General features: G+C 70.6%; 26 protein-coding genes. 7 read left to right on the forward strand and 19 right to left on the reverse strand.

Annotated features, from left to right (window positions below; translation table 11 throughout):
• Position 1: 1 nt before the first annotated feature.
• The 3 genes from JD276_RS06570 to JD276_RS06580 all read right to left on the reverse strand — a co-directional run bounded on the left by JD276_RS06570 (position 2) and on the right by JD276_RS06580 (position 3,576).
• Entirely contained in the window at positions 2-1,201 is a 1,200-nt protein-coding gene (locus JD276_RS06570) for a thiamine pyrophosphate-dependent enzyme (protein ID WP_200114869.1), read from the reverse strand.
• Positions 1,202-1,308: 107 nt separating this feature from the next.
• Positions 1,309-2,454: a histidinol-phosphate transaminase gene (locus tag JD276_RS06575; RefSeq protein ID WP_200114870.1), complete on the reverse strand. Its 1,146-nt coding sequence runs from the start codon at positions 2,452-2,454 to the stop codon at positions 1,309-1,311.
• 132 nt (positions 2,455-2,586) lie between these two features.
• Entirely contained in the window at positions 2,587-3,576 is a 990-nt protein-coding gene (locus tag JD276_RS06580) for a hypothetical protein (RefSeq protein ID WP_200114871.1), read from the reverse strand.
• Between the two features lie 472 nt (positions 3,577-4,048).
• On the opposite strand from JD276_RS06580, the gene JD276_RS06585 reads away from it, so the two are divergent.
• Positions 4,049-4,483 (forward strand): phage holin family protein, encoded by a 435-nt coding sequence (locus JD276_RS06585; protein WP_200114872.1) that lies wholly within the window; start codon positions 4,049-4,051, stop codon positions 4,481-4,483.
• Positions 4,484-4,528: 45 nt separating this feature from the next.
• Here the strand turns inward: JD276_RS06585 and JD276_RS06590 are convergent, their stop codons facing one another.
• From JD276_RS06590 to JD276_RS06620, 7 genes are all read right to left on the reverse strand, one after another.
• Positions 4,529-5,476: a carbohydrate kinase family protein gene (locus JD276_RS06590; RefSeq protein WP_200114873.1), complete on the reverse strand. Its 948-nt coding sequence runs from the start codon at positions 5,474-5,476 to the stop codon at positions 4,529-4,531.
• Positions 5,473-5,976: an ureidoglycolate lyase gene (locus JD276_RS16315; RefSeq protein WP_200114874.1), complete on the reverse strand. Its 504-nt coding sequence runs from the start codon at positions 5,974-5,976 to the stop codon at positions 5,473-5,475. The genes JD276_RS06590 and JD276_RS16315 overlap by 4 nt, the downstream gene beginning before the upstream one ends.
• Positions 5,973-6,749, reverse strand: coding sequence for a BtpA/SgcQ family protein (locus JD276_RS06600; protein WP_200114875.1), 777 nt, complete (start codon positions 6,747-6,749; stop codon positions 5,973-5,975). Before JD276_RS06600 ends, JD276_RS16315 begins: the two co-directional genes overlap by 4 nt.
• On the reverse strand, positions 6,746-7,474 hold the full coding sequence (locus tag JD276_RS06605; protein ID WP_200114876.1) for an amino acid ABC transporter permease: 729 nt from the start codon (positions 7,472-7,474) through the stop codon (positions 6,746-6,748). The genes JD276_RS06600 and JD276_RS06605 overlap by 4 nt, the downstream gene beginning before the upstream one ends.
• Positions 7,475-7,526: 52 nt before the next feature.
• The gene (locus JD276_RS06610) at positions 7,527-8,384 is read right to left on the reverse strand and encodes a transporter substrate-binding domain-containing protein (RefSeq protein ID WP_200114877.1); all 858 of its coding nucleotides are present in this window, start codon (positions 8,382-8,384) and stop codon (positions 7,527-7,529) included.
• 99 nt (positions 8,385-8,483) lie between these two features.
• On the reverse strand, positions 8,484-9,632 hold the full coding sequence (locus JD276_RS06615) for a TIM barrel protein (RefSeq protein WP_200114878.1): 1,149 nt from the start codon (positions 9,630-9,632) through the stop codon (positions 8,484-8,486).
• The gene (locus tag JD276_RS06620) at positions 9,622-10,401 is read right to left on the reverse strand and encodes an amino acid ABC transporter ATP-binding protein (RefSeq protein WP_307866491.1); all 780 of its coding nucleotides are present in this window, start codon (positions 10,399-10,401) and stop codon (positions 9,622-9,624) included. Before JD276_RS06620 ends, JD276_RS06615 begins: the two co-directional genes overlap by 11 nt.
• Positions 10,402-10,640: 239 nt before the next feature.
• On the opposite strand from JD276_RS06620, the gene JD276_RS06625 reads away from it, so the two are divergent.
• The 3 genes from JD276_RS06625 to JD276_RS06635 all read left to right on the forward strand — a co-directional run bounded on the left by JD276_RS06625 (position 10,641) and on the right by JD276_RS06635 (position 13,997).
• The gene (locus tag JD276_RS06625; protein ID WP_200114879.1) at positions 10,641-11,534 is read left to right on the forward strand and encodes an Lrp/AsnC family transcriptional regulator; all 894 of its coding nucleotides are present in this window, start codon (positions 10,641-10,643) and stop codon (positions 11,532-11,534) included.
• 88 nt (positions 11,535-11,622) lie between these two features.
• Entirely contained in the window at positions 11,623-13,008 is a 1,386-nt protein-coding gene (purB, locus tag JD276_RS06630) for an adenylosuccinate lyase (RefSeq protein ID WP_200114880.1), read from the forward strand.
• A gap of 131 nt (positions 13,009-13,139) precedes the next feature.
• Complete coding sequence (locus tag JD276_RS06635; RefSeq protein ID WP_200114881.1) at positions 13,140-13,997, forward strand: siderophore-interacting protein; 858 nt, start codon at positions 13,140-13,142, stop codon at positions 13,995-13,997.
• Positions 13,998-14,021: 24 nt separating this feature from the next.
• On the opposite strand, the gene JD276_RS06640 is transcribed toward JD276_RS06635, so the two are convergent.
• The 9 genes from JD276_RS06640 to JD276_RS06680 all read right to left on the reverse strand — a co-directional run bounded on the left by JD276_RS06640 (position 14,022) and on the right by JD276_RS06680 (position 21,379).
• Entirely contained in the window at positions 14,022-14,318 is a 297-nt protein-coding gene (locus JD276_RS06640; RefSeq protein WP_200114882.1) for an ABC transporter ATP-binding protein, read from the reverse strand.
• 34 nt (positions 14,319-14,352) lie between these two features.
• A complete protein-coding gene (locus JD276_RS06645; RefSeq protein WP_200114883.1) occupies positions 14,353-14,949 on the reverse strand; it encodes a hypothetical protein in 597 nt (198 codons plus the stop codon).
• 100 nt (positions 14,950-15,049) lie between these two features.
• Positions 15,050-16,426, reverse strand: a complete 1,377-nt coding sequence (gene dnaB, locus JD276_RS06650) for a replicative DNA helicase (protein WP_200114884.1) — start codon at positions 16,424-16,426, stop codon at positions 15,050-15,052.
• Between the two features lie 480 nt (positions 16,427-16,906).
• On the reverse strand, positions 16,907-17,356 hold the full coding sequence (rplI, locus tag JD276_RS06655) for a 50S ribosomal protein L9 (protein WP_200114885.1): 450 nt from the start codon (positions 17,354-17,356) through the stop codon (positions 16,907-16,909).
• Between the two features lie 14 nt (positions 17,357-17,370).
• Positions 17,371-17,631, reverse strand: a complete 261-nt coding sequence (gene rpsR, locus JD276_RS06660; RefSeq protein WP_200114886.1) for a 30S ribosomal protein S18 — start codon at positions 17,629-17,631, stop codon at positions 17,371-17,373.
• 53 nt (positions 17,632-17,684) lie between these two features.
• The gene (ssb, locus tag JD276_RS06665; RefSeq protein WP_200114887.1) at positions 17,685-18,221 is read right to left on the reverse strand and encodes a single-stranded DNA-binding protein; all 537 of its coding nucleotides are present in this window, start codon (positions 18,219-18,221) and stop codon (positions 17,685-17,687) included.
• 3 nt (positions 18,222-18,224) lie between these two features.
• Positions 18,225-18,587 (reverse strand): 30S ribosomal protein S6, encoded by a 363-nt coding sequence (gene rpsF / locus JD276_RS06670; protein ID WP_200114888.1) that lies wholly within the window; start codon positions 18,585-18,587, stop codon positions 18,225-18,227.
• A gap of 281 nt (positions 18,588-18,868) precedes the next feature.
• On the reverse strand, positions 18,869-19,660 hold the full coding sequence (locus JD276_RS06675; RefSeq protein ID WP_200114915.1) for a PIG-L family deacetylase: 792 nt from the start codon (positions 19,658-19,660) through the stop codon (positions 18,869-18,871).
• A 210-nt stretch (positions 19,661-19,870) separates the two neighbouring features.
• Positions 19,871-21,379 carry a CCA tRNA nucleotidyltransferase gene (locus tag JD276_RS06680; RefSeq protein WP_200114889.1) on the reverse strand — a complete coding sequence of 503 codons (1,509 nt, stop codon included), beginning with the start codon at positions 21,377-21,379 and terminating at the stop codon, positions 19,871-19,873.
• A 41-nt stretch (positions 21,380-21,420) separates the two neighbouring features.
• Between JD276_RS06680 and JD276_RS06685 the strand changes: the two genes are divergently transcribed.
• The 3 genes from JD276_RS06685 (at position 21,421) to trxA (ending at position 25,282) form a co-directional block, all read left to right on the forward strand.
• Positions 21,421-23,802, forward strand: a complete 2,382-nt coding sequence (locus JD276_RS06685) for a DUF6049 family protein (protein ID WP_200114890.1) — start codon at positions 21,421-21,423, stop codon at positions 23,800-23,802.
• 125 nt (positions 23,803-23,927) lie between these two features.
• On the forward strand, positions 23,928-24,884 hold the full coding sequence (trxB, locus tag JD276_RS06690) for a thioredoxin-disulfide reductase (protein WP_200114891.1): 957 nt from the start codon (positions 23,928-23,930) through the stop codon (positions 24,882-24,884).
• Positions 24,881-25,282, forward strand: coding sequence for a thioredoxin (gene trxA, locus JD276_RS06695; RefSeq protein ID WP_200114916.1), 402 nt, complete (start codon positions 24,881-24,883; stop codon positions 25,280-25,282). The genes trxB and trxA overlap by 4 nt, the downstream gene beginning before the upstream one ends.
• The last annotated feature ends 68 nt before the right edge of the window (positions 25,283-25,350 follow it).

Consider the following 25,350-nt stretch of genomic DNA (forward strand, 5'->3'; position numbering starts at 1 on the left):
CTCATGCTCCTTCGGTCTCCGCGAACGACGACTCGTAGCGGTCGAGCCACTCGCGCTGCTCCTCGATGCGGGGGTGCGGCTCCGAGTAGACGTGCGCGAACATCGAGTCGGGCTCGGGAACCGGCAGGTGCAGGATCGCGTCGCGCACCCGCTTGGCCTCGGCGTCGGCCTCGGCGCGCACCTCCTCGAAGAACGCGTCCTCGACGCCGAGCGAGCGCAGGTGGCCCTCGAGCCTCGCGATGGGGTCGCGCCGCTGCCACGCCTCGAGCTCCGCGTTCTCGCGGTAGCGGGTGGGGTCGTCGCTCGTCGTGTGCGCGCCGATGCGGTAGGTGAGGGCCTCGATGTAGCCCGGGCCGTGCCCCTCGCGGGCGAGGCGCAGGAAACGCCGGCCCACGGCGTAGGCCGCGAGCGGGTCGTTGCCGTCGATCTGCACGCTGCGCAGCCCGAACCCGAGCGCCCGGCGGTACAGAGGGGTGCGCGACTGCCGGGCCACGGGCACGGAGATCGCCCAGCCGTTGTTCTGCACGACGAAGACCTCGGGGGTCTGGTAGCTCGCGGCGAAGATGAGCGCCTCGTTCGCGTCGCCCTGGCTGGTGGTGCCGTCGCCGTAGAAGACCATGGTGGCCTCTCCGGTCGCGGTGCCCGCCTCGCCCGCGTCGAGGGCCGTGTCGCCCGCGCGCCGCTTCGCGTCGAGCACCTGGCTGAGCGCGAAGCCCGTCGCGTGCTGCGTCTGGGCGCCGAGCACGAGGGTGTAGAGGTGGAAGTTGCCGTTCGCGGGGTCGGTCACGTCCCAGCCGCCGTGGGTGAGGCCGCGGAACTGCGCGGCCACGTTCAGGAAGCCGACGCCGCGGATGCGCGCGATCGCGTGCTCCCGGTAGGCGGGGAAGATGTGGTCCTGCGGTTCTGCGGCGCGACCGAGGCCGACCTGGCAGCCCTCCTGCCCGACGCTCGGCACCCAGAGCGCGAGCTGCCCCTGCCGCTGCAGGTGCGTGCACTCGGTGTCGAAGGCCCGGGTCGCGACCATGTCGCGGTACCACTGCTTGAACTCCTCAGCGCCGATGCCGTCGAGCTCGGCCGCGTACTCGGCCGCGGTGGCGGACGGCGCGTACCCGCCCTCGTCGTCGAGGAAGCGTATCGGGTCGGGATCCGCGCCGCGCAGGCCGTCGCCGGGCAGCGGGGTGTCAATGATTTGCTCGCTCATCCCGATCAAGTGTAATGAGCGCGTCCGTCGTTCAGGGGATATGCGCGCGCCCGCCCGCGATGCGAGTCGCCGCCCCGGCTCCCGCCCGCGGGTCGCCCCCGCGCCCCCTAGCCCGCTGCGGAGAGGAAGCCGCGCACGATGCGCAGCACCTCGGCGAGGCTCTCGGTCTCGCCCACCGAGATGCGCACACCCTCACCGGGGAAGGGGCGCACGAGCGTGCCGGCCTCCGCGAACGCGGCGGCGAGCGCCAGGGTGTCGATCCTCCGCGCGGATCCGGCGGTCGCGGCACCGGCGGCACCGGAATCGCCGGCGGCACCGGCGACCTCGGGGATCCAGACGAAGTTGCCCTGCGCGTCCGGGACGTCGAGCCCGAGGCCTCGCAGCCCGCGCACCAGCTCGTCGCGGCGCTCGGCGATCTCGGCGATCCTGGTGGCGCTCTCGGCCTGGGCGTCGGGGGAGAGGGAGGCGAGGGCGGCGGTCTCGGCGAGGCCGGTGACCGACAGGGGGATCGCGGCGGTCGCGGCCGCCGACAGGATCGCGGGGTGCCCGATCCCGTAGCCGATGCGGAGGCCGGCGAGCCCGTACGCCTTCGAGAAGGTGCGCAGCACGACGAGGTTCTCGTGCAGTGCGAGCACGTCCTCGCCGCGCACCGCCTCGGGGTCGGTGACGAACTCCCGGTAGGCCTCGTCGAGCACCACCAGGGTGTCGGAGGGCACGCGCGCCATGAAGCGGTCGAAGGCGTCGCGGCGGATCGCGGGGCCCGTCGGGTTGTTGGGGGTGCAGAGCAGGATCACGCGCGTGCTCGGCGTGATGGCCTCGGCCATGGCGTCGAGGTCGTGCTCGGCGCGCGCGTTCAGCGGCACGCGGATCGCCTCGGCGCCCGAGGCGAGGCCGAGCGCGGGATACGCCTCGAAGCTCGGCCAGGCGTGCAGGTAGGCGTCGCCATGACCGGCTGCCGCGTGCACGAGCTGGTAGAGGATCGCCACGGATCCCGCCCCGAGGTGCACGCGGTCGGGTCTCACCTCGAAGCGCCGGGCGATCAGCTCGCGGAGCTCGGGCATGGCCGCACCCGCGTAGCGGTTCACGTCGCCCCGGCCCTGGAGCGCCGCGAGCACGCTCGGCAGGGGGTCGAACGGGTTCTCGTTGCTCGACAGCTTGAACCCGGGCTTCGTGGGCGCCGCGCCCTGCCGGTAGGCGGGCACGGCCAGCACCTCGGGGCGCAGCCGGACGGGGGGAGTTGCTGAGTCGCTCATCGCAGCTCAGTGTATCCGGGCGGCGGATGCGGCTCCGGAACCGCGATCTCGGTTCCGCTGACGGCAGATCTTCCGCTACAGGACGGACAGGGCAGGACGGACAGGACGGAGCAGGGGCAGACGCAGAGTGCGCTATCGACCGGAGAACCAGGGGTCGACCATCCGCGGCTCGCCGTCCTCCCACTCGATCCACCCCTCGAGGGAGTAGCTCCGGGTGCGCAGCTCCGCGCTCGACCCCGAGCCGCTCGGCACGTCGCGCACGCCGAACTCCATCTCCTCGGTCGAGAACCGCGTGAAGTCCAGGTGCTCGAACCCCGCCGCCCGGTGCGTCACGGTCATCTCGTCGAGGCGCGTGTTCTGCACGAGCGACGGGCACTCGGGCTCCATGTTCGTGATCACCGTCACGCAGCGATCCGCGAGATCCTGCACCTGGGTCAGGATCGCCTCTCCCAGGGCCGCGCTCGGCTCGACGGTCGCCTCGACCCGGGCGGTCTCTTCGGGGAGCGCGGTCACGGTCTCGCCGTCGACGACGATCTGCGCGTACTCCCCGGCCTCCGCGGAGACTTCGTAGACGCCGGGGTAGACGTGCGCGGTCGCGGCCCCCGTCTCGGAGACGCCGAGGTCGGCGCCGCCCAGAGCGATCGTCGCAGCGCCGAGGTCAGGCGATCCCGAGGGGACCGCGAGTTCGACCCCCACCTCGGCGAGCAGCGGCTCCTCGAGCACCCAGGTGTCCAGGAAGAGGAGCTCCTTGGGGCCGTGCTCGACGTCGAAGGTGTGCTCGAACCGCTCGTCGCCGAGCCTCATCGAGGCCCGCACCCGCGCACCGTCGCCGTCCCGCGAGACGGTCTCCACCGACTCCACCTCGATCCGTTCGATCGCGCCGCCGAGCACGTCGTCGGCGAGCAGCGCGCGCTCGGTCTTCGAGAGGCCCGGATCGACGAGCCGGCTTGCGCGCTCGGCCTCGCCCTGCTCCAGATGGAAGAGGTACTCCTCGACCGCCGCAGCGGGATCCCGCGACTGGTTCATCGTGCTCAGCACCAGGGCGCCGCCGCCGCCGACCAGCGCGAGCAGACCGATGAGGGCGAGGACCACGATCAGCGCCGTCTTGGATCTGCGCGTCATCGGCCGCCGTTCCCCCTGGGGGATCATCGGCGTCGCGGGGGGCGAGCCGCCTGACCCGGAACCCGGGGACCACGCGTCGACCGGGGTCGGCGCACCGGGCAGGGCAGGCGCACCGGGCGCGGCAGGTGCACCGGCCGCACCGGCATGGGTCGCGCTCGCAACGGACGCCGGGCTCGACGCAGGTACCGGGCTCGGCGCAGAGACCGGGCTCGGCGCGGATACCGGCGGAGGGGGAGGCGCCGAGCCGGGCGCCGTCGAGGGCTGCGGCCGCGGCTCCTCCGGAGGGGGCGGGGGTGCGGCCGGCAGCGGACGCTCGCCCGAGGAGGAGGGTGTCGACTGGTCCATCGCTGACGGGCTTCCCTTCTCGAACCGCACCTGCGCGGGCGATCTCGGCAGGGCTCGAACACGCGTCAGCCTAGCAAGCAGCGCGCCGGCCCTGGGTTCTCGCCGCCTCCGGTGCCAGACTGGTGGTATGCGCTCACTCATCCGTGTCCTCGTCAGCGCGTTCGCGCTGTGGCTCACCACGCTCATCGTCGGCGGCAGCGGCGAGAACGGCGTCTGGATCCGGCCGATCAGCGACGACCCGCTCGATCCGACCGCCGACTACCGCTTCGGCTACATCGTCACCCTCATCCTGGTGGCCCTCGTGTTCGGTCTGGTGAACGGCACCCTGGGCAAGGTCGTGCGATTCGTCTCGATCCCGCTCTACATCATCACGCTGGGGCTGTTCGGCCTCATCGTGAACGGGCTCATGTTCGCGGTCGTCGCGTGGCTCTCGGACCTCGCGGGCTTCGGTCTCGTCGTCGACGGCTTCTGGTGGGGCGTGCTCGCGGCCCTCGTGATGTCGGTGCTCTCGGGCCTGATGAACGCCCTGCTCGGCACCGGCAAGCGCCGGGATCGCGACTGAGCCCCGCGCGGCGCGGCCAGTCGACACCGGCCGGGCGCTCGACCGTCAGACCGACGGCTGCACGCCGAACTCCTCGGCGAACCTCTGCACCTGGTCGACGGTCGCGATGCCGCCGTTCGGTCCCATGTGCATGACGGAACGGGACGCCGCGGCCACCGCGAACGCCATCGCGCGCTGCAGCGGCCAGCCCTCTCCCAGCGCGAACACCAGGGCTCCGCCCAGGGTGTCCCCGGCTCCGGTCACGTCGACGACGGGAACGCGATAGCCCGACACGACGTGGGTCCCCTCGCGCGTGTACCCCGTGGCGCCGGCCGCCGCCTGCGAGCGCAGCAGCACCTCCACCTCGTTGTCGTCCAACCACGCCCGGACATCGGCCTCTGCACCGTCGGCGCCGAAGGACTTCTCGAAGCCTCGGTCGTTCATCATCACGAGATGCGCACCGCGGAGCAGGGCGAGATCCCCGTCCTCGAGACCCTCGACGTCGAGGTCGAACACGAGCCGACGTCCGGAGCCGCGAAGCGTCTGCAGCACCGAGACGGCGTCGGCGGCCCCGCAGCGGAGCCGTTCGGCCCGGTTGAGGGTCGTGTACAGGTAGCCGGGCCGGGCGAGTTCGCCGAGCGATTCCGCCGGAATCCGCATGGGCCGGTCATCGACGTCCGGGGTGAACACGATGTGCTCCCCTTCCACCAGGAAGATCAGGTTCCGCGGATCCCCGATCGTCTCGTCGTACAGCATGCGCGGCACCCCGACCCCGCCGCGCTCCAGCGCTGCGAGCATTCGCGCGGTCAGCTCCCCGCGGTTGAGCAGGGAGACGAACTCCGTCGCTCCGCCGAAGCCGGCGTGCACCCGTGCGGCGTTCGCGATGCTGCCGCCGACATAGCTGTCCAGGGTCCGGATGAGCGCCTTGTTGCCGGGCATCACCCAGGTGTCCGCCTCGAAGTACTCGTCGAGGGCCACGTCGCCGACGAACACGGCCGGCGCATCGCGCCTCATGAATCCACCCGCACGGCGACGGGCCCGCCCTCGATCGCGGTCCAGGGCGAGGAGCCCGAGTCGACGCACGATGCGAGCCAGAAGTAGCCGGTCGGCCCGTCGAGACCCCGGCACGCGTCGTGCCACACCCCAGGGTCGAGCACGACGACGGTTCCGCACGGGATGACGAAGGCGCGCACGTTCTCGGCGCGCGGAGCAGCGGTGCCGGTCGGCTCCGCCACCGCGAGCACGAGCGGCGAGCCCGCCGGCACGAGCGCCTCCTCGACGTTGCGGTGGCGTTCCATGCGGGCGCTCGCGAAGGGCATGCCCGGCGCCCTGGTCATACCGAGGCTCGGCACCTCTCGAGTGAGCGGATCCCGGGTGTATGCGTCGACCCAGCCGTCGCCCTCCGTCAGCACCAGTCCCGGGCCCTCTCCCGCGTCGAGCACGTGGACGCGGCCGTACGGCGCGAACGACTCCGCATCGGGGATGGTTGCGGAGACGCTCCGGGCCGCGCTCACAGCGAGGCCCTCACCGCGTCGACCGCGGTCATGAATCGCGCGACGTGCTCGGCGTCGACGACGCCCGTGTCGCGGTAGCTGTCCTTGAAGAAGCTCCCGACGATCGCACCGTCGGCGTAGCGGAACTGCTCCGCCGCGTTCCCGTCCGTGACGCCCGCGCCGACGATCAGCGGGAACTCCTCGGGCAGGACGCTCCGGAAGCGCCGGATCTTCGAGAGATCGGTCTCTACGCCCGTCCCCTCCCCGGTCACCACGATCGCGTCGGAGCGCCTCGCGCCGAGCATGAGATCCTCCTCCTCCGAGCGACCGGATTCGACCGGCTGGTACTTGAAGCGGACTCCTCCGAACACGAGCGCCGGGCTCGCGACGCGGAGTTCGGCGAGCTCAGCCGCGTACTCGAGGTCCGCATCGGCGGCGAGATGTCCCGCGACCGAGTCGATCTGCACGAAGCCGACGGGGAACTCGGCGGCGAGCGCGAAGGCGAGACGGTGATCCCGCAGCACGTTGAGGCCGATGACCGTGCCCCCGAGCTCCGATGCCGTCGAGAGCGCCTCGAGCGCGCGCCTCGCATCGTCCGCATCGCCGAAGTAGTTCTCGACGATCACCGCATCGACTCCGCCGTGGGCGAGGATCCTCGCCTCCTCGCGCGCGCGGTGCAGACGGTCCGCGGCGTCGTCGCCGCCGAGGTGGAGCATCGCGAGGACGGCCTTCGGCGTCGGGAACAGCTCCTCCCACGCGGCGCGCGCGGTCTCGGCTCGCACGACCTCGTTCACAGTCCGACCCCTTCCTTCGCCTTGACCGTCGCCCTCGCCCTCGCCTGCTGCGAGGTCCACCTGAAGCGCTTCTCGAGCACGCTCTGCGCGAGCATGATGAGCGAGACGATGACCAGGTAGTAGATGATCGCGACGGCGTAGTACTCGGCGTACCGGAAGGTCGCCTGCACGCCGATGGTCGCGACCCGCATGAGCTCCTGGAGCGAGATGACGCTCGCGATCGCGGTGAGCTTCAAGAGCGCCACGAGTTCGTTGCCGAGCGAAGGGATCGCGATCCGAGTGGCCTGCGGCACGACGACCTTGAAGAAGGCCTGGATCGGCGTCATGCCGAGGGCCCGGGCCGCGAGGCGCTGTCCGTCATCGACCGCCATGAGCGCCGAGCGGAGCATCTCGGCGACGTAGGCCGCCTCGCTCACGCCGAGGGCGAGGATCGCCGCGACGAACGGGGTGTACCACTCGCCCCGGAACAGGGGGAAGAGCTGCGGCAGCGCGTTCCAGCAGATGACGAGCAGCAGCATCGAGGGCATCGCCCGGAAGAACCACAGGTACGTGTTCGCCGAGGCGAGAGCGACCTTGCTCTGCGATCGTTTCAGGAGCGCCATGACGAGGCCGATGGCGACCGCCAGCACGAGACTGCCGAGCGCGACCAGGGCCGCGATGAGGGCTCCCTGCAGGTAGACCGGGGAGCTCAACTGCTCCCAGAAGGTGGACGGATCGAAGCTCATTTCAACCTCACTCGGGGGGTGCCCCGCGCTTCCGCACGGGGCACCCGATCGGTTACAGCGCCTGGGTGTCCACCTCGGCGACGTCGTCGGGGTTCAGTCCGTACTCCTCGGCGAGCTCCTGGAGGGTTCCGTTCTCGATGAGCGTGTGAACGGCCTCCTCGAACACGGGCGAGAACTCGCTGCCCTTGTCGGTGTAGGCCCCGAACCAGTAGTCGGCGGGGAAGAGCCCCGGGACCGGGGTGAGGTCGTCGTTCTTCATACCGAGCGTGGCGGCGAGCACCGTGGTGTCCACGAGCCCGTCGAGCTTGCCGCTGCGGATCGCGGGAATCGCATCGACCGATCCCGGGTAGCCGGTGACCTCGATCTCCGGCTTCCCCTCAGCGACGCACTGCTCGCTGACCTCCTTCACGTGGGATTCGTCCTCGGTCCCGGTCTGCGCGGCGAGCTTGAGACCGCAGAGGTCGAGGGGCTCCGCGACCTTCTCGGCGATCTCGTTCCGCAGCACCGCCTGGGTGCCCGTCCGCAGCACCGGAACGGCGTCGGCGACCTGCGTGCGCTCCTCGTTGACGTACATGCCCGACCAGGCGACGTCGCACTTGCCGGCCTGCAGCCCCGGGATCAGGCCGTCGAAGTCCATGACGTTGACCTTGGTCTCGACTCCGAGCAGCTTCCCGACCTCGCGCACGCCGTCGACGTCCCAGCCGATCACCTCGCCGCTCGTCCCGTTCTCGTAGTACTCGAGCGGTTCGTAGCTCAGTGCGACGCAGGCGTTGAGCACTTCGGGGTTGTTGAGCCCGGCAGGGCCCTCTCCATCGCCGGCCTCGTCAGCTCCCGAGCTGCAGGCCACCAGGGTGGCGGTCAGCGCGGAGACCGCGGCGATGCCGAGCAGTGCCTTCTTGCGGTGTTGCATGGTATCTCCTTCGATTCCTTCTGGTTTCAGTGCGGTGAGCGCCTCTCGTGCTGCCGGGCAACGAGCGCGTCGGTCGGCGCGGCCCACCCGGCGCCGCCTTCAGCCGGAGCCGAGCAGCCCGGCTCGCTGACGGTCCAGCTCGGCCCACACATCGCTCGAGTTCTTCAGCTCGTGCAGCAGCATGAGCTCGTGCCGCTCGGCGATGCTCGCGAGCATGTCGCGGACGTCGGAACCGCCGAGCACCCCGTCCCCCAGCGGCACATGGTTGTCGTAGTGGTCGAGGACGATGCGGAGCCCCTCCTCCTGCTGGGCCTCCCGGCCGCCCTCCACCGCGTACGCCTCATCGAGCACGCCGTTGCGGAAGTACTCGAAATCCTTGGGGGTGCAGTCGGAGAGGTGGATCGCCGAGACCCGGTCGACGAGTCGCGCATCGAGCACGTTCCGCCTGATCCACATGGCGGAGAGCACCTCGATGTCGCCATCCGCCTGCTCCTCGATCTCGCGCATCGAGGGGGTCAGCTCGGCCTCGGGCAGGAGGAACGCCCCGCGTCCGCCGGAGGTGCCCGTCGCGTGCAGCAGATGGTTGAGATCCCACCCGATGCGCAGACGCCCCGTCCGGTCGTAGACCCGCGCGAGCACCTCAGCGAAGTCGTCGGCGGTCTGGGCGCCGAACTCGAGGCCCCAACCTGCGTTCTCGAGCTCGATGATCGGCGAATCCTCGTCGACGAGCCCGTGATCGTCCAGCACTCGCAGGAACCGCTGCACGAGGACGATCATGGCGTCGAGGACGACCCGGCGGTCGACCGTGAACTCCCAGGCCCCGTCGACCGGCATGTAGTCGATGAGGTGGAAGACGTAGGCGTCGGCTCCGAGATCGCGGGCGAGCGCGTACTCGTCGCGCCAGCGCGAGAACATGTGCTCGCCGGTGAGATCGCCGAAGTACTCGCGCAGCTGCTCGAGTCCGGCGAACCGTCCCACCAGCTCGCCGAATCCGACGTTGCCGACGAAGGCCGTCGGTGCGGCCCAGTACGAGGCGTGGATCCGGCGGGTCTTCGCGGCGCGGAGTCGCGCGAGCAGCTCGGCGCGCTCCTCCTCGTCGTCGGCGAGCGGCAGCGTCCGCGTTTTGAGGTCGGCCATGAAGACCTCGGAACCTCGTATGCCGCGGATCCGGATGGCCTCTCCTGCGGCGGTGAGGTCGTCCGGTCGGCAGGTGACGTACTCGGCGACGCCGGGCAGATCAGTGCACATGGCGGAGGAACTCCTTCGTGCGCTTGTTCCGCGGGTTCTCGAAGAAGCCCTCGGGCTCCTGCTGCTCGACGATGACGCCCTCGTCGAAGAGCACCACCTCGTCGGCCACCCGCCGCGCGAAACGGGTCTCATGGGTGACCACGAGCATGGTCATGCCCTCGCGGGCGAGATCCTCCATCACCCGGAGCACCTCGCCGACGAGCTCCGGATCGAGCGCGCTGGTCGGCTCGTCGAAGAGCATGAGCTTCGGATCCATCACGAGAGCGCGGGCGATCGCGACACGCTGCTGCTGACCGCCCGAGAGCTCCGAGGGGTACTTGTGGGCGTGGGCGCCGAGACCCACGCGCTCGAGCATCATCACCGCTCGCTCCTCGGCCTCCTTGTGCGAGGCGCGGCGCACGGTGGTGAGCCCGCTCATGACGTTCCTGACCGCGTTCAGGTGCGGGAACAGGTTGAACTGCTGGAACACCATGCCGACGACCTGACGCTGCTTGGCGAGGATGCGCTCGGGCGCGGGGCGGGGCGCGTCGGCTCTTCCCGTGAAGCCCAGCTGCTTTCCGTCGATCTCGATGGTGCCCGCATCGGCCCGCTCGAGCAGGTTGATGAGTCGCAGGGTCGTCGACTTCCCCGAACCGCTGGGGCCGAGCATCGCCTTGACCTGGCCCGGTCGGATGGAGAGATCGACGCCGCGCAGCACGGCCTTGTCGCCGTAGCTCTTGTGCAGATTCCGCGCGTCGAGCAGGGGCGGTGATTCGGCGGTGACGTCCACGGGCCCTCCTTCGGGTATCGATCGCCCCGAGCAGGACCGGGGCGACGACTCAACAGTAGAGGCGGAGGACACCGCCGTCGAGAGCATAGATGCAGTGATCCTGGCTCAGTCGCGTCATTTTTCGCAGAATGGACCAGATAGAACACAATTGACGTGCTTCACAGGCTCCTATACTGTAAAACTGCTCACTTCCCAACTGAAGATTCTTTATAACGAATCGGTGACGAAGGGCGATGACGATGGAGTTCGACGGAGCACTCATCAATGCACTGCGCGACAATGGGCGCCTCTCCGTCAGCGAGCTGGCCCGCCGCCTGCAGCTGCCGCGCCGCCGCGTGCAGGAGCGCATGCACGCGCTGCTGGACAGCGGGGAGATGCGCATCATCGCCAATGTCCATCCGGCGCTGCTCGGCATCCGAACATTCTGCGACGTGCTCATCTGGGTCGACGGCTCGGTGGCCCCGGTGATCGAGGGGCTGCGCGCCTTCCGCGAGACGACGTTCATCACCTCGGTGGCCGGCAACTGCGACGTCGTCGTCGAGGTGAGCGCGGAGGACGACGACCATCTGTCAGACCTCCTGATGCGCATCCGCGCGCTGCCCGGCGTGCGCGAGACCGTGAACTCGCAGCTGCTCCAGATCCATAAGAGCCGGTTCGACACGGGCGGAGGCACGGGCGGAGACACCGACGCAAGCGCCTTTCACACCCCCGATGACCACGACACCCGCATCATCTCGCTGCTGCGCACCGACGGCAGGATGCCCTACCGCGAGCTCAGCCGCGAGGTCGGGCTGTCGATCGGCGCGATCCGTGCGCGGGTGAAACGGCTGACGGACAGCGGAAGGCTTCGGATCACCTGCGAGCTGCAGGAGCCGGGGGTCACCCCGCGCATGCAGCTCGGAGCCAGCCTCAGACTGTGCGGCGAGGGCCACGGACTCGTCGAGGCGCTGTGCGCGATCCCCGCGGTCGAGTTCGTCGCCCGTTCGGTGGGGCACTTCGACATCGTGATGACGCTCTCGGGGGCGACACCGCACGCGCTCCACACCGTGCTGGATGAGATCCGGATGCTCGACGACGTCGGCAGCGTGACCTCGTGGATGCATCTCGAGGTGTTCCGGGAGAGCTACGAGTAACGTCTCCCGCCCCCGGCCTGCCCGGGCGGGAGCATGGGAGAATGGACAGCGGCCCGCGATCCGCCCCCGACACTCCGGAGACCCGCACATGACGACACTGCCCCCGCAGCCCATCAGCCCCCTCGACGGACGCTACCGCGCCCCCGTCTCGCCCCTCGGCGACTTCCTCTCGGAGGCGGGGCTCAACAAGGCTCGCGTGCACGTCGAGGTCGAGTGGCTCGCCTACCTGACCTCCCACTCGCTGCTGGGGGCGACGCCCCTCGACCAGTCGCAGCTCGCCGAGCTCCGCGCCTGGGCGGCCGGGTTCGGGCAGGCCGAGATCGACCGGCTCGCCGAGATCGAGGCGACGACGCAGCACGATGTGAAGGCCGTCGAGTACCTCGTGCGCGAGCAGCTGTCGCGGCAGGGTCTCGACGCCGTCTCCGAGCTCACGCACGTCTGCTGCACCAGCGAAGACATCAACAACCTCTCGTACGCCCTCACCGTCAAGCAGGCGATCCAGCAGGTCTGGCGACCGGCCTTCGAGACCGTGATCTCCGAGATCGCGCGCCAGGCCGAGCAGTACCGCGAGCTGCCGATGATGAGCCGCACGCACGGCCAGCCCGCCACGCCGACCACGCTCGGCAAGGAGCTCGCGGTGTTCGTGCACCGCCTCGAGCGCCAGCTGAACCAGATCGACGATATCGAGTACCTCGGCAAGTTCTCGGGGGCGACCGGCACCTTCGCCGCGCACCTCGCGGCCGATCCCGACACCGACTGGACGCGGGTGTCCCAGGAGTTCGTCGAGGGCCTCGGCCTCGACTGGAATCCGCTCACCACCCAGATCGAGTCGCACGACTGGCAGGCGGAGCTCTACACCCGCGTCGCCCACGCCAACCGGATCCTGCACAATCTGGCGACCGACATCTGGAGCTACATCTCCATCGGCTACTTCCGCCAGATCCCCGTCAAGGGCGCCACGGGCTCCTCGACCATGCCGCACAAGGTCAACCCGATCCGCTTCGAGAACGCCGAGGCCAACCTCGAGCTCTCGAACGCGATCCTCGACTCCCTCGCGGCCACGCTCGTGACGAGCCGCTGGCAGCGCGACCTCACCGACTCCTCGGCGCAGCGCAACATCGGCGTCGGCCTGGGCCACTCGGTGCTCGCGCTCGACAACATCCGCCGCGGGCTCGGCCAGATCGACGCGGCGCCCGAGGTGCTCGCCGCGGACCTCGACGCCAACTGGGAGGTGCTGGGGGAGGCGATCCAGACCGTCATCCGCGCCGAGGTGACGGCGGGCCGCTCGACCATCGCCGATCCGTACGCCGTGCTCAAGGAGCTGACCCGGGATCGCCGGATCGGCCAGGCCGAGCTCGTCGAGTTCGTGGGCGGCCTCGAGATCGGGGAAGAGGCGAAGCGTCGGCTGCTCGCCCTCACCCCCTCGACGTACATCGGCGACGCCGTGCGGCTCGTCGACTACCTCAAGCGTTAGGTCCGGGGCGTCATCGCCGCGCAGGGGGCCGCGTCGCGAGATCTCGACCGTGCCGGATCCGCGCGACGCGCCCCCGCCCGGCCGCACCGCGATCGCCCACGAGACTGACAACACCGAAGAGAGGACGTCCCATGTCCGAGCAGGATCCGCAGCCCCGCGACCGCTTCGCGCGGGCCGGGCGTCGCCACCGCTTCACCGCGCGCGAGGTGCACGTGGCCGAGACCGCCCGGCCGGTCGACGCGTTCATCCGCGTCACCTTCTCCGGTCCGGAGCTGCACGACTTCGTCTCCACCGGGCCGGGCGATCACGTGCGCCTCTTCTTCCCGCACCCCATCACGGGGGAACTCGTCGCGCCCGCTCCGGCGGGGCCGGGCGAGGACGGCATCGTGAGGCCCGAGGCGCCCATGTTCGCCCGTGACTTCACGCCGCTGAACGTGCGGGTGGACCCCGAGAGCGACGGCACCCTCGTCGACGTCGACTTCCTGCGGCACCCGGATCCCGGCCCCGCGTCCGCGTGGGCCGAGGCCGCAGCGGCCGGCGACCGACTCGTCGCGGTGGGCCCCCGCGGCTCGCGCGGCGTGCCGGCGGCGGCCGACCGGATCCTGTGCGTGGCCGACGCGAGTGCCCTGCCCTCGGCGGCTCGCTGGATCGCGCAGGCGCCGGAGGGTACGACCGTGGAGGTGCTCGCCGACCTCCACCCGGCCGACCTCGATTGGGCCGACGCCTATCTGAGGGAGCTGAGCGGCCGGGCGGCCGAGGTGTACGAGGTCTTCGGCGATCTGGGAGGGGCGGTGCGCGACTTCGGCGTCGACGAGGGCACCTTCGTGGTCGCCTCGGGCGAGGCGGGGCGCTTGATCCCGCTGCGGAAGCTGCTGAAGTACGAACTCGGGCTGCCCCGTGAGCAGTACGCGATCAGCGGCTACTGGAAGCGGGGCATGGTCGCCTTCGACCACCACGCACCCATCGATCCCGCCGACCCCGACGACTGAGCGGGCGCGCCGGGCTCGATCCGGTCAGTGCCAGTTCGTGCCGTCGTCGGGCCCCCGGAGATCCTTCCGAGCCTCGAGGTCCTCTGCGCTGGGCTTCTTGCCGAGACCCACGAGCGCGACCATCATGACGCTCACGATGAAGCCCGCTCCAGCGAACACGGCGGCCAGCACGATGTCCCGCGTGGTCATGAGCACGACCAGGCCCGCGAACACGGCGAGCACGCCCGAGAAGCCGAGCAGCTCGAGCGGGCGCAGGCGATCCCGGCGCGACGGCGTCACGGGGTTCTGCTCGGCGTCGGCGGGCGGTGTGGGCTCGGTCATGTTGTGCTCTCGTCGGATCGGATTGAAGTCTGGGTCAGCTCTGCGGAGCGGCGGCGGGATCGATCGCCTCGTCCGCTCGCTGCTCCGCGCGGACGGCGCGGCCGTCGAAGGCCGAGATGCCGAGGAACACGCCCGCGACGATCCCGTACGCGCCGAAGAAGCCGACCACGGCGACCTGGTCTTCGCGGACCAGGATCACGAGGAGCGCCAGCAGGAGACCGGTGGCGCCCATGAGGATCGAGTCGCGGCGATCCCGCAGCTGCAGCGTCGTGCCGAGGAACTCGAGCACCCCGCTGCACAGCGCCCAGGCCGCGACCAGCACGGCGAAGGCGATGGGCGTCTGCAGCGTCGTGAGCATCAGGGCCGAGACGAGGGCGGCGAGGGCGAGCAGCAGGGTCACGGCGTCGCGCCGACCGCTGCCCGCCACGATCCAGGCGTGCAGGTGCGCGGCGGCGATCGCGCCGAGGGAGATCCCGACGATGGCCCGGTCGAAGCCGACCTGCTCGTGCATGGTCGCGGTGAAGGCGATGACGAGGCCCGCCGCGAGGAGGAGGAGGGCGCGGGTAAGCTTCGCGCCGCGAGGGGAATCCGGGTGCGTCGAACGCCCTGCAGTGCTCTCGGAAGACACCATGACGTCCGAACCCCTTTCTTCGCCTCTCCGAGTCTACCCTTCGCCGCTGCGAACTCGCTCACCGGGGCGAGCCGGAGCGCCCCGCCCGCGCGCCGCTCGGCTACATGCCGCTCGGCATGTCCTGGAAGCGCGAGTAGTGGCCCTGGAAGGCGACCGTCACGGTGCCGGTGGGGCCGTTGCGCTGCTTCGCGAGGATCAGATCGGCCTCGCCGGCCCGCGGATTGTCGCGGTCGCCCGCCGCCTCGCGGTGCAGCAGGATCACCATGTCGGCGTCCTGCTCGAGCGAGCCCGACTCGCGGAGGTCGCTGATGGCCGGCATCTTGTCGGCGCGCTGCTCGGAGGCTCGGTTCAGCTGCGAGAGCGCAACCACGGGCACGTCGAGCTCCTTCGAGAGCAGCTTGAGCGCGCGCGAGAACTCGCTGACCTCCTGCTGGCGGCTCTCGGACTTCTTGCCGCTCGAGAGCAGCTGCAGGTAGTCGATCACGACCATGCGGAGGTTGTGCTGCTGCTTCAGCCGCCGGCACTTCGCGCGGATCTCCACCAGCGTCAGGTTCGGGCTGTCGTCGATGAACAGGGGCGCCTCGTTGACGCGGTTGGTCGTGGCCGCGAGCTTCGCCCAGTCGCGCTGATCCAGTGCACCCTTGCGCAGCGTCTGCATCGGGATCGTGGCCTCGGCCGCGAGCAGGCGCATCGCGATCTCGGCCCGACCCATCTCGAGCGAGAAGAACACGGTCGCGGCCTCCGCGTGCACCGAGGCGTGCCGCGCGATGTCGAGGGCGAGCGTCGACTTGCCCATCGCGGGACGCGCCGCGACGATGATCATCTGGCCGCCCGCGAAGCCGTTCGTCTTCTCGTCGAGCTCCGAGAAGCCGGTGGGCACGCCCATCATGCCGTCCTGCGACATCTGGGCCTTCTCGATCTCCTGCACGGCGGCGCCGACCGCGTCGACCAGCGGCACGTAGTCCTCGGTCTGGGCCGCGCCCGTGACGCCGTAGATCTCGGACTGGGCCACGTTCACGAGGTCGATCGCCTCGCCCTCGCCCGCGTAGCCCATCTGCACGATGCGCGTGCCCGCCTCGACGAGGCGGCGCAGCAGCGCCTTCTCGGCGACGATCTCCGCGTAGAAGCTGGCATTGGCCGCCGTCGGCACGATGCTCGTGACGGTGTGCAGGTACTCCGCGCCGCCGGCCCGCTGGAGATCGCCCGTCTTCGTCAGCTCGTCGGTGACGGTGATGACGTCCGTGGGCTCGCCGCGGGAGTAGAGCGCGAGCACCGCCTCGTAGATCACCTCGTGCTTCGGCACGTAGAAGTCGTTGCCCTTGAGGAGGCCGGTGACGTCGGCCACGGCGTCCTTCGACAGGAGCATGCCGCCCAGGGCGCTCTGCTCGGCGAGCAGATCGTACGGCGGGGTGCGCTCGTGGCCGCGCGCGGGATCCTCGGCCTGCAGATCGGGGATGCCCAGGTGAGCGATGGACACTCGGTAACTCCTTCTCGAGGGGTGCGACGGGGTCGTTCACCGATCAGACACCCGACTACTGACATTCACGGTAGGGCCGTCTGGCGACCTCGCCAAACGTCGTCAAATCAGCCTGTGGATAACTTGGTGGAAAACTCGTGGATTCATCCGGCGAGTTATTCACAAAACTGGGGATAACGTGTGGACAGAAGTGGAAACTGAAGTGGGAAATGCGCCCTGACCAGGCCTTTATCGGGATTCTGCTTGTGAAGTTATTCAACCTTAAGGTGAGGGTTGAAGCTCCCTCCCAGGCGACTCCTGTGGAGAACTACACCCGTGAAATCCCTCCGACCGGGCCGGTTATCCACCGTCGCAGGGCCGGGAAACGCCCGCTCAGAGCCGTTGCGAGGCGCCCGGCGCGTGAACGACGGGCGAAGCGCGTCGGAACACGCAAAAGGGCGGTGGCTCCCGAAGGAACCACCGCCCCGCGAGCGGTAGCGACTAGCGCTGGGCGATCACCTGGAGGGTGACCTCTGCGTCGACACCCTCGTGCAGGTGGATCGTCGCGGTGTACTCGCCCGTCGACTTGATGGCCGGGAGCGTGATCTTGCGCTTGTCGATCTCGCCGATGCCCGCCTCGGAGACCGCGGCGGCGACGCTGGCCGGCTTGATGGAGCCGAAGAGGCGCCCGCCGTTGCCGGTCTTCGCGAACACGCGGATCTTGCCCTCCTGCAGCTTCGCCTTCAGCGCCTGCGCGTCCTCGGCCGAAGCCAGGGCGCGAGCCTCGCGAGCCGCGCGGAGCTGGGCCACCTGGGCCTCGCCGCCGCGGGTCCAGTGCACGCCGTAGCCCTGGGGGACCAGGTAGTTGCGCGCGTAGCCGTTCTTGACATCGACCACGTCGCCCGCGGAACCGAGGCCCTGAACCTCATTCGTGAGAATTACCTTCGCCATGATTCTCTAACTCCTTAGCGGCCGGAACCGGCGTAGGGGAGGAGAGCCATCTCGCGGGCGTTCTTCACGGCCTTCGCGATCAGTCGCTGCTCCTGCACTGACACGCCGGTGATGCGGCGGGCGCGGATCTTGCCGCGCTCAGAGATGAACTTGCGGAGCGTCGCGACATCCTTGTAGTCGATGACGCCGACGGTCTGCTTCTTCGCGGGCGCGGCGGCCTTCGCGTTCTTGCCGCGGCCCGGCTTGCGGCCTGCGCCGCTGGACTTGCCTGCCATTTACTGGTCTCTTTTCGTGATGTGCCCCCGTGCAGACGAGGGCGAGAAGTTGTCTAGAAGGGTTGCTCGTCGTCGAAACCGCCGCCGAAGTCGTTGCCCGCGCCCTGCCCGGAGTTCGTCCAGGGGTTGTCGTTCCCCCGGTTCCCCTGAGGAGCTGCGGGCTGACCCCAGCTGGACTGGCCTGCGGGAGCTCCCGAGCCGCCGAAGCCGCCGACCTGACCGCGCGACTGACCGCGGGTCACCTGGGCGGAGGCCCAGCGGAGGGTCGGCCCGACCTCTTCGACCTCGAGGTCGAGGGAGGTGCGCTGCTGGCCCTGGTTGTCGGTGTAGCTGCGCTGCGTCAGCCGGCCCTGCACGATCACGCGCATCCCCTTGGTGAGGGAGCTCGCGATGTTGTCGGCGTACTCGCCGAAGGCGCGGCAGCCGAGGAAGAGCGCCTCGCCGTCCGACCAATCACCGGACTGACGGTCGCGCACGCGCGGCGTCGAGGCGATCCTAAAGGTCACCCACGACTTGCCCGCCTGGCTGACACGCGGCTCGGGGTCGGCAACGAGGTTGCCGACCACGGTGATGAGCGGCTCGCCGGCCATGGACTAGGCGCCCTGCTTCGCGGCCGCGCGGGCGGCCTTGGCCTGGTCGCGCTTCGACTGAGCGGCGCGCTGGGCGATGAGCTCGTCGGCGCGGAGCACCTTCGTGCGCAGCACGGCCTCGCTGAGGCCCAGCTGGCGGTCGAGCTCGTCGGTGGCCTCGGAGCTCGCCGTGAAGTTCACCACGACGTAGATGCCCTCGGACTGCTTCTTGATCTCGTAGGCGAGACGGCGCTTGCCCCAGATGTCCACGTTCTCGATCTCGCCGCCCGCGTTGCGGATGACCCCGAGGAACTTGTCCATGCTGGGGGCCACCGTGCGCTCGTCGATACCGGGATCGAGGATGACCATGAGTTCGTACGGATGCATTACTGACCCACCTCCTTCGGACTTCACGGCCACAGGATTTCTGTGGCAGGAGGGTGTTTGTGCATCGTGCCCGCACCGCGCGCAGAGTGCGCTGAGCCCGGACAACCTGTCCATACTAACATCTCCGCGCGATTCCGCGAGAGGCGCCGGGCATATCGACGACCGCCGCGACCCGGAGATGCTCCGTCGCACCGAACCTCCGTGATGGCATCGAAACCCGCGCAGTTTCGATGCAGCCACGGAGGTTCGCGACGGATGCGGGCGGAGAGCGGGTGAGGGGATCAGGCGGCGGGATCGAGCAGGCGGAACGCCTCCACCCGGCCGACGGGCTCCCGCTGCCCGCCGACGTGGACGATGTCGTCCCCGTCGACCACGAGCTGCGTGCCGTGAGCGCGCAGCGCCGCCACCTTCCGGTCGAGCCAGGGCTCGACGTCGTGCGCCTCGTACCCCTCGGCTCCCGCAGGTCCCGCGGATTCCGCGGACCCGCCCGAGGGCACGATCGCCCAGAAGGGGAGATCGAGCGCGTGCGCGACGGCGCGAGCCAGGCGGTGCGCGTGAACGTGATCAGGGTGGCCGTAGCCGCCCCCGTCGTCATAGCTGACCACCGCCCCGGCCCCGGCCTCGTTCGCTGCGGCCAGCAGATCGTTCAGCGCCTCGACGGCGGGCACACGGGTGAGCGCGTCCTCGCCCGCGTCGTCTCCCGCGGTCGCGCGGCCGTCCTCGCCCCACGCCATCCCCGAGTCCTCGTAGATGGTGGGCGGCAGCCCCTCGACGCGCGCGGGCGGGGCCCCGAGGAACGCGTGGCGCTCCACGCCGAGCATGCCGAGCGCGGTCTTCAGCTCGTTCTGGCGCACCACCGGAAGCCCGTGCGCGCCGGCGAGGGCGGAGAGCGGCCCCGCCACGACCTCGCCCCGCTCGCCGCGGGTCAGCGTCACGAGCAGCGGTTCCCGGCCCGCGGCGGCGAGCGCCGCGAGCGTGCCCCCCGTCGCGATCGTCTCGTCGTCCGGATGCGCATGCACGAACAGCACACGCGGCGCACCGCCGAACCAGGTCTCAGGATCCCGACCGCTCATATCTGTCACTCGCCTTCCTCTCACCGTCCCATGATTCGGCTCTCTCCCGTATTTCGGATGAATTCACCCGAAATCATCCGAAACACGGCTCTCATCCGAATACGGAGGGCACTCCGCCTCCGCTCGCCCTACCCCTCGCTTCGCTCCGTGGGCCGCCGCAGTGGCGGCGCTGGGCTCGCGGCAGAGGCTCCGCCTCCGCCTCCGCTCGCCCTACCCCTCGCTTCGCTCCGTGGGCCGCCGCAGTGGCGGCGCTGGGCTCGCGGCAGAGGCTCCGCCTCCGCCTTCGCTCGCCCACCACTCCCGCAGGCGCTCGACGGCGGCCTCCTCGCCGATCGGCCCCTCGTCGAGCCGCAGCTCCAGCAGGAACCGGTAGGCCCGGCCCACCTCCGGCCCTGGGCCGATGCCGAGCAGCTCCATGATCCGCTGGCCGTCGAGCTCGGGCCGCACCGCCGCGAGCTCCTCGGCCTCGGAGAGCTCTGCGATCCTGCGCTCGATGTCGTCGTACGCGTGCTCGAGCCGCTCGGCCTTGCGGCGGTTGCGGGTCGTGACGTCGGCTCGCGTGAGGATGTGCAGGCGCTCGAGCTCGGAACCGGCGTCGCGCACGTAGCGCCGCACCGCCGAGTCCGTCCACTGCTGGTCGCTGTACCCGAAGAAGCGAAGGTGCAGCTCGATGAGGCGCGCGACGCGCTTCACCGTGTCGTTGTCGAAGCGCAGCTCGCGCAGGCGCTTCTTGGCGAGCTTCGCGCCGACCACGTCGTGGTGGTGGAAGGTGACGCCGCCGCGCTCGAAGCGCCGGGTCGCCGGCTTGCCGATGTCGTGCAGCAGGGCCGCGATCCTCAGCACCACGTCGGGCGCCTCGCCCGGGCGCCTCGAGCGCTCGAGCGCGATGGCCTGCTGCAGCACCGTCAGGCTGTGCTCGTAGACGTCCTTGTGGCGGCCGTGGTCGTCCTGCGTGGCGACCAGCGCCGTGAGCTCCGGCAGGAAGAGCTCAGCGAGGCCCGTCTCGACGAGCAGCCGGATCCCCGGCACCGGGTCGTCCGCCGAGAGCAGCTTCACGAACTCGTCGCGGATCCGCTCGGCGGAGACGATCCCGAGCCTGTCGGCGAACTCGACCATCGCCTCCTGCGTCTCGGGGACCACCGCGAAGCCGAGCTGCGCCGCGAACCGCGCGGCGCGCAGCATGCGCAGCGGGTCGTCGGTGAAGGAGCTCTCCGCCGACCCGGGCGTCCGGATGCGGCCGGCCAGCAGGTCGTCGACGCCGCCGCCGTTGCCCGACGCCGAACCGACGTCGACGAGTCGCATCTCGGGCAGCATCAGGGCGAGCGCGTTGATGGTGAAGTCGCGGCGCACGAGATCCCCCTCGATCGTGTCGCCGTAGCTGACCTCGGGCTTCCGGGAGTGCTCACGGTAGACCTCGGCGCGGTATGTGGTGATCTCGACGGTCTCGTCGTGCAGCCTGGCCGCGATGGTGCCGAAGTCGCGGCCCACGTCCCACACGTTCTTCGTCAGGCGGTCCAGGATCTCCCGCGTCTCGTCGGGCCTCGCCGAGGTCGTGAAGTCAAGGTCCGTGACGGCGCGGCCGAGCAGGGCGTCGCGCACGGGGCCGCCGACCAGGGCGAACTCGTGCCCCTCAGCCGCGAAGGCCTCGGCGAGCGAGTGCACGGCGGGGGACTCGGCGATGGCGGCGAGGGCGGCCATGGACTCGGCGATCGGACGCATCCTTCCAGGGTAGCGGCCCGCCGGGCTCCTAAACTGGCCCCATGCCCCGTCCGTCCGCACGCCGTCGTCCGGCGCCGCAGATCGCGCGCCGATTCGGCCGTACCGCACTCGCGGCGCTCGTGGCCGGCGTGCTGCTCGCCGCGGACCACGCGGGCGCGGGCGAGGCGGTCGCCGCGCAGACCCCGCGGATCGCCGAGGCCGCAGAGGTCGATGCGGCCGCGGAGGGTGCGCCCCAGCTCGTCGTCTCCCCGGCGGACGCCGTGCTCGAGGAGGGCGCCGACGACTACGAGTTCAACGTCCTGGTGCGCAACGCCGGCGAGGAGGCGCTGCCGGCCGGCACGGTGGACATCGAGATCCGGCCCCAGCGCATCACCGGCGCCGACGAACTGGACGCCGAGTTCCCCGACATGGTGCGACGGGTCGGCAGCGTGGAGATCCGCGAGATCGAGGCGGGGGAGGAGCAGCACCTCACGCTGCCCGTCTCCCGCGAGGATCTGCCCCTCACCATCAGCGACCCGGCGGGCGTGTATCTAATGCGCGCCACCCTCTCGGCCGCGTCCGAGGGGCAGGATCCGGGCGTGACTCCGGCGCCGGGCGACGACGCGGACGAGGCCGCCCCCGAGATGCTCGCCCAGGCCGTCTCGCCGCTGGTCTGGCGGGGCCCCGGCACCGACGACCGGCTCCGTCTCAGCAGCGTTGTCCCGTTCGTGCTGCCCGAGGAGGTGCGCACGATGCCGACGCGGCCCCAGCTCGAGGATCTGGCGCCGCGCCTCGACTCGCTGCTCGACGCCGCCATCAGGGAGCGCTCCACGATCGCGCTCGACCCGCGCATCATCGCCGGCGTCCGCGCCTACGGCGCCGAGGCCCCGGAATCCGCCACCCGCCTGCTCGAGCGCCTCCGGGAGAGCCGGCTCCCCGTCTTCCTCCTGCAGTTCGCCGACGCCGATCCCGCAGCCCAGGCCGCGCTCGGCCTCGACGAGCTGCTGCAGCCGGAGAACCTCGACTTCGTCACCCGCTTCGGATCGTTCCCCGCGGCGGAGTCGGAGACCGGCGACGGTGCGGGCGAGGGGGTTGATTCCGGAGAGACCGGACCGGACGAGGAGACCCGCTCGGAGGGCGCCGGGTCCGAGGGCACCGGATCCGGAGAGCGCTCGCGCGAGGGCTCGGACGGCTCCGAGAGCGCCGGCGAGGCCGATGCGCCGGGCGCCGACGGGGAGGGGACCGCGGAGGAGCCGACCGACGAGGGCGGCGAGAGCCCGGATCCCGACGAGGCGCTCCCCTCCCTCGAGGAGCTCCTCGACTGGCCGACGGGCACGCCCACCGCCTGGCCCGCCGCCGGGGAGGTCGACGACGCCACGCTGCAGCTGCTGCGCGACAGTGGCACCGAGGCGGTCGTGCTGAGCTCGGAGAACGTGACCCACGCCGGCGGCCCCCGGGCGCGCGTGAACGGCTTCGACGGCCTCATCACCGACGCCGTCGTCGACGACGCGATCCGCATCGCCGTCGAGGCGCCGACGGAGGCGGAGCGCGAGGCGGGGCTCGCCGAGGCCTCCGCACGGCTCGCACTGGCCGCCGAGGAGCGCGTGCCGGGACTCGCGGTGTCGATCGACCGCGCCGCCATCGCCGAGGCGGAGGACCCCGCGCTCATCCTCACCCAGCTCGGCTCCTTCGACTGGGTGGAGCCCGTCGCCGCGGCGGATCAGAGCGAGGGGACCGCCTCTCTGAAATCCGGCGCCACCCTGGAGGACCGCCGAGAGCTGCTGCGCAGCGCGCTCGGCCGCGAGCAGCAGGTCGCGGATCTCGCACCGGTGCTCGAGGAGCCCTCGTATCTCACCGGGTACCAGCGGGCGCGCCTGCTCCAGCTGCTGTCCACGCGCTACGCCGACGTCGACTTCTCGCGCGTCGCCGAGCGGTTCGGCAACCGGGACGACGAGCTCCTCGAGGGGGTGCGCGTCATCAGCACCGAGCACACGCAGCTCGTGGGCACCTCGTCGCACGTGCCCGTGCAGGTGCGCAACTCGCTGCCCTTCGACGCGATCGTGACCGCCGAGGTCGCGCCCGCATCCGCGGCCGTCACCGTGCAGGAGCCGAGCGTCGAGGCGACCCGTGTGCCGGCCGACGGCAGCCAGACCGTGCTCGTGCCGGTGCACAGCCGCGTCTCCTCGGGCGACTCCGGTCTGCTCATCTCGCTCGCCGACGCATCGGGCGAGCACCGCTTCGCATCGGCGCTCGTGCCCCTTTCGATCAGCAGCGCGGTCGAGTCGATCGCGCTGTGGACCCTCGGCGGCGCTGCGGCCCTCCTGCTCGGCTTCGGCATCTGGCGCAGCATCAGGCACCGCGGCCGCACGGGGCACACGGAGGAGGATCCGCCGTCTCCGGAGGATCCCGCATCCCCGCGCGACCCCGCGACCGCCGCGGGCTAGCTCGCGGCGCCTCCGAGAGCCCGCCGGACCAGCCGCGGACGCCGAGGGAACGGGAATGAGCCGACCCTAGGATGGGTTGTAGCCTCCGTACCCAATCGCCGACGCGCCCGTCCTCAAGGAGTGACATGCATCAGATCATCATCATCGGCTCCGGCCCCGCGGCCCTCACCGCCGGTATCTACGCCGCGCGCGCCGGCCTCGAACCGGTGCTGTTCGCCAGCTCGGTCGAGCCGGGCGGCGAGCTGATGAACACGACCGACGTGGAGAACTTCCCCGGATTCCCCGAGGGGATCCAGGGGCCCGAGCTGATGGAGAAGATCCAGGCGCAGGCCGAGCGCTTCGGCACGAAGGTCGTCTACGACGACGTCACCGCACTCGACCTCGAGGGCGACGTGAAGCGCGTCACCACGGGCGACGGCAGAGTGCACGAGGCGCACGCCGTGATCTTCGCCACGGGCTCCGCCTACCGCAAGCTCGGGATCCCGGACGAGGATCGCCTGTCGGGCCACGGCGTCTCGTGGTGCGCCACCTGCGACGGCTTCTTCTTCCGCGACAAGACGATCGCCGTCGTCGGCGGCGGCGACTCGGCGATGGAGGAGGCGACGTTCCTCACGCGCTTCGCCTCGAAGGTGTACGTGATCCACCGCCGCGACGAGCTCAAGGCGTCGAAGATCATGCAGCAGCGCGCCTTCGACAACGAGAAGATCGAGTTCGTCTGGAACTCGGAGGTCGCCGCGATCCACGGTGAGAACGAGGTCACCGGGCTGACGCTGCGCAGCACCGTCGACGGCGCCGAGAGCGAGCTCGGGATCGAGGGGCTCTTCATCGCCATCGGCAACGACCCCCGCACGCACCTCGTCCACGGCATCCTCGACCTCACCGAGGAGGGGACCGTGGCCGTCGAGGGGCGCTCGTCGCGCACCTCGGTGCCGGGCGTGTTCGCCGCCGGGGACGTCGTCGACCCCACCTACCGGCAGGCGATCACGGCCGCCGGCTCGGGCACCGTCGCAGCCCTCGACGCCGAGCACTACCTCGCCGCAGCCGCAGAGCGCCGGAACGCGGCCGTCGCCGTTGGCGTCTGACCGCCCTCTCGGAGGGCGCCCCGAACCGCTACGTCCCGGCCGCGACCGGGCAACATCCCCAAGGAGTGAACACCATGTCAGAAGCCACCATCGTCACCGAGGACACCTTCGCCCAGGAGGTGCTGCAGAGCGACGTGCCCGTGCTCGTCGATTTCTGGGCCGCCTGGTGCGGTCCGTGCCGCGCCGTCGCGCCCGTGCTCGACCAGATCGCCGCCGAGCAGCAGGGCAAGCTCCGCATCGCGAAGGTCAACGTCGATGAGAACCCCGGCCTCGCCGCTCAGTACCGCATCACGTCGATCCCCGCCATGAAGGTCTTCAAGAACGGGGAAGAGGTGCGCGAGATCATCGGCGCGATGCCGAAGCCCATGATCGAGGAGCACCTGAACGGGATCATCTAGTCCGTTCGTCTCCCTCCCGCGGCGGGGTGCATCCGGCGGGGCGCTGAGACGGGGACCCTCGCGCGTCG

It is taken from the genome of Leucobacter chromiisoli, from assembly GCF_016522505.1.
GTDB lineage: Bacteria > Actinomycetota > Actinomycetes > Actinomycetales > Microbacteriaceae > Leucobacter > Leucobacter chromiisoli.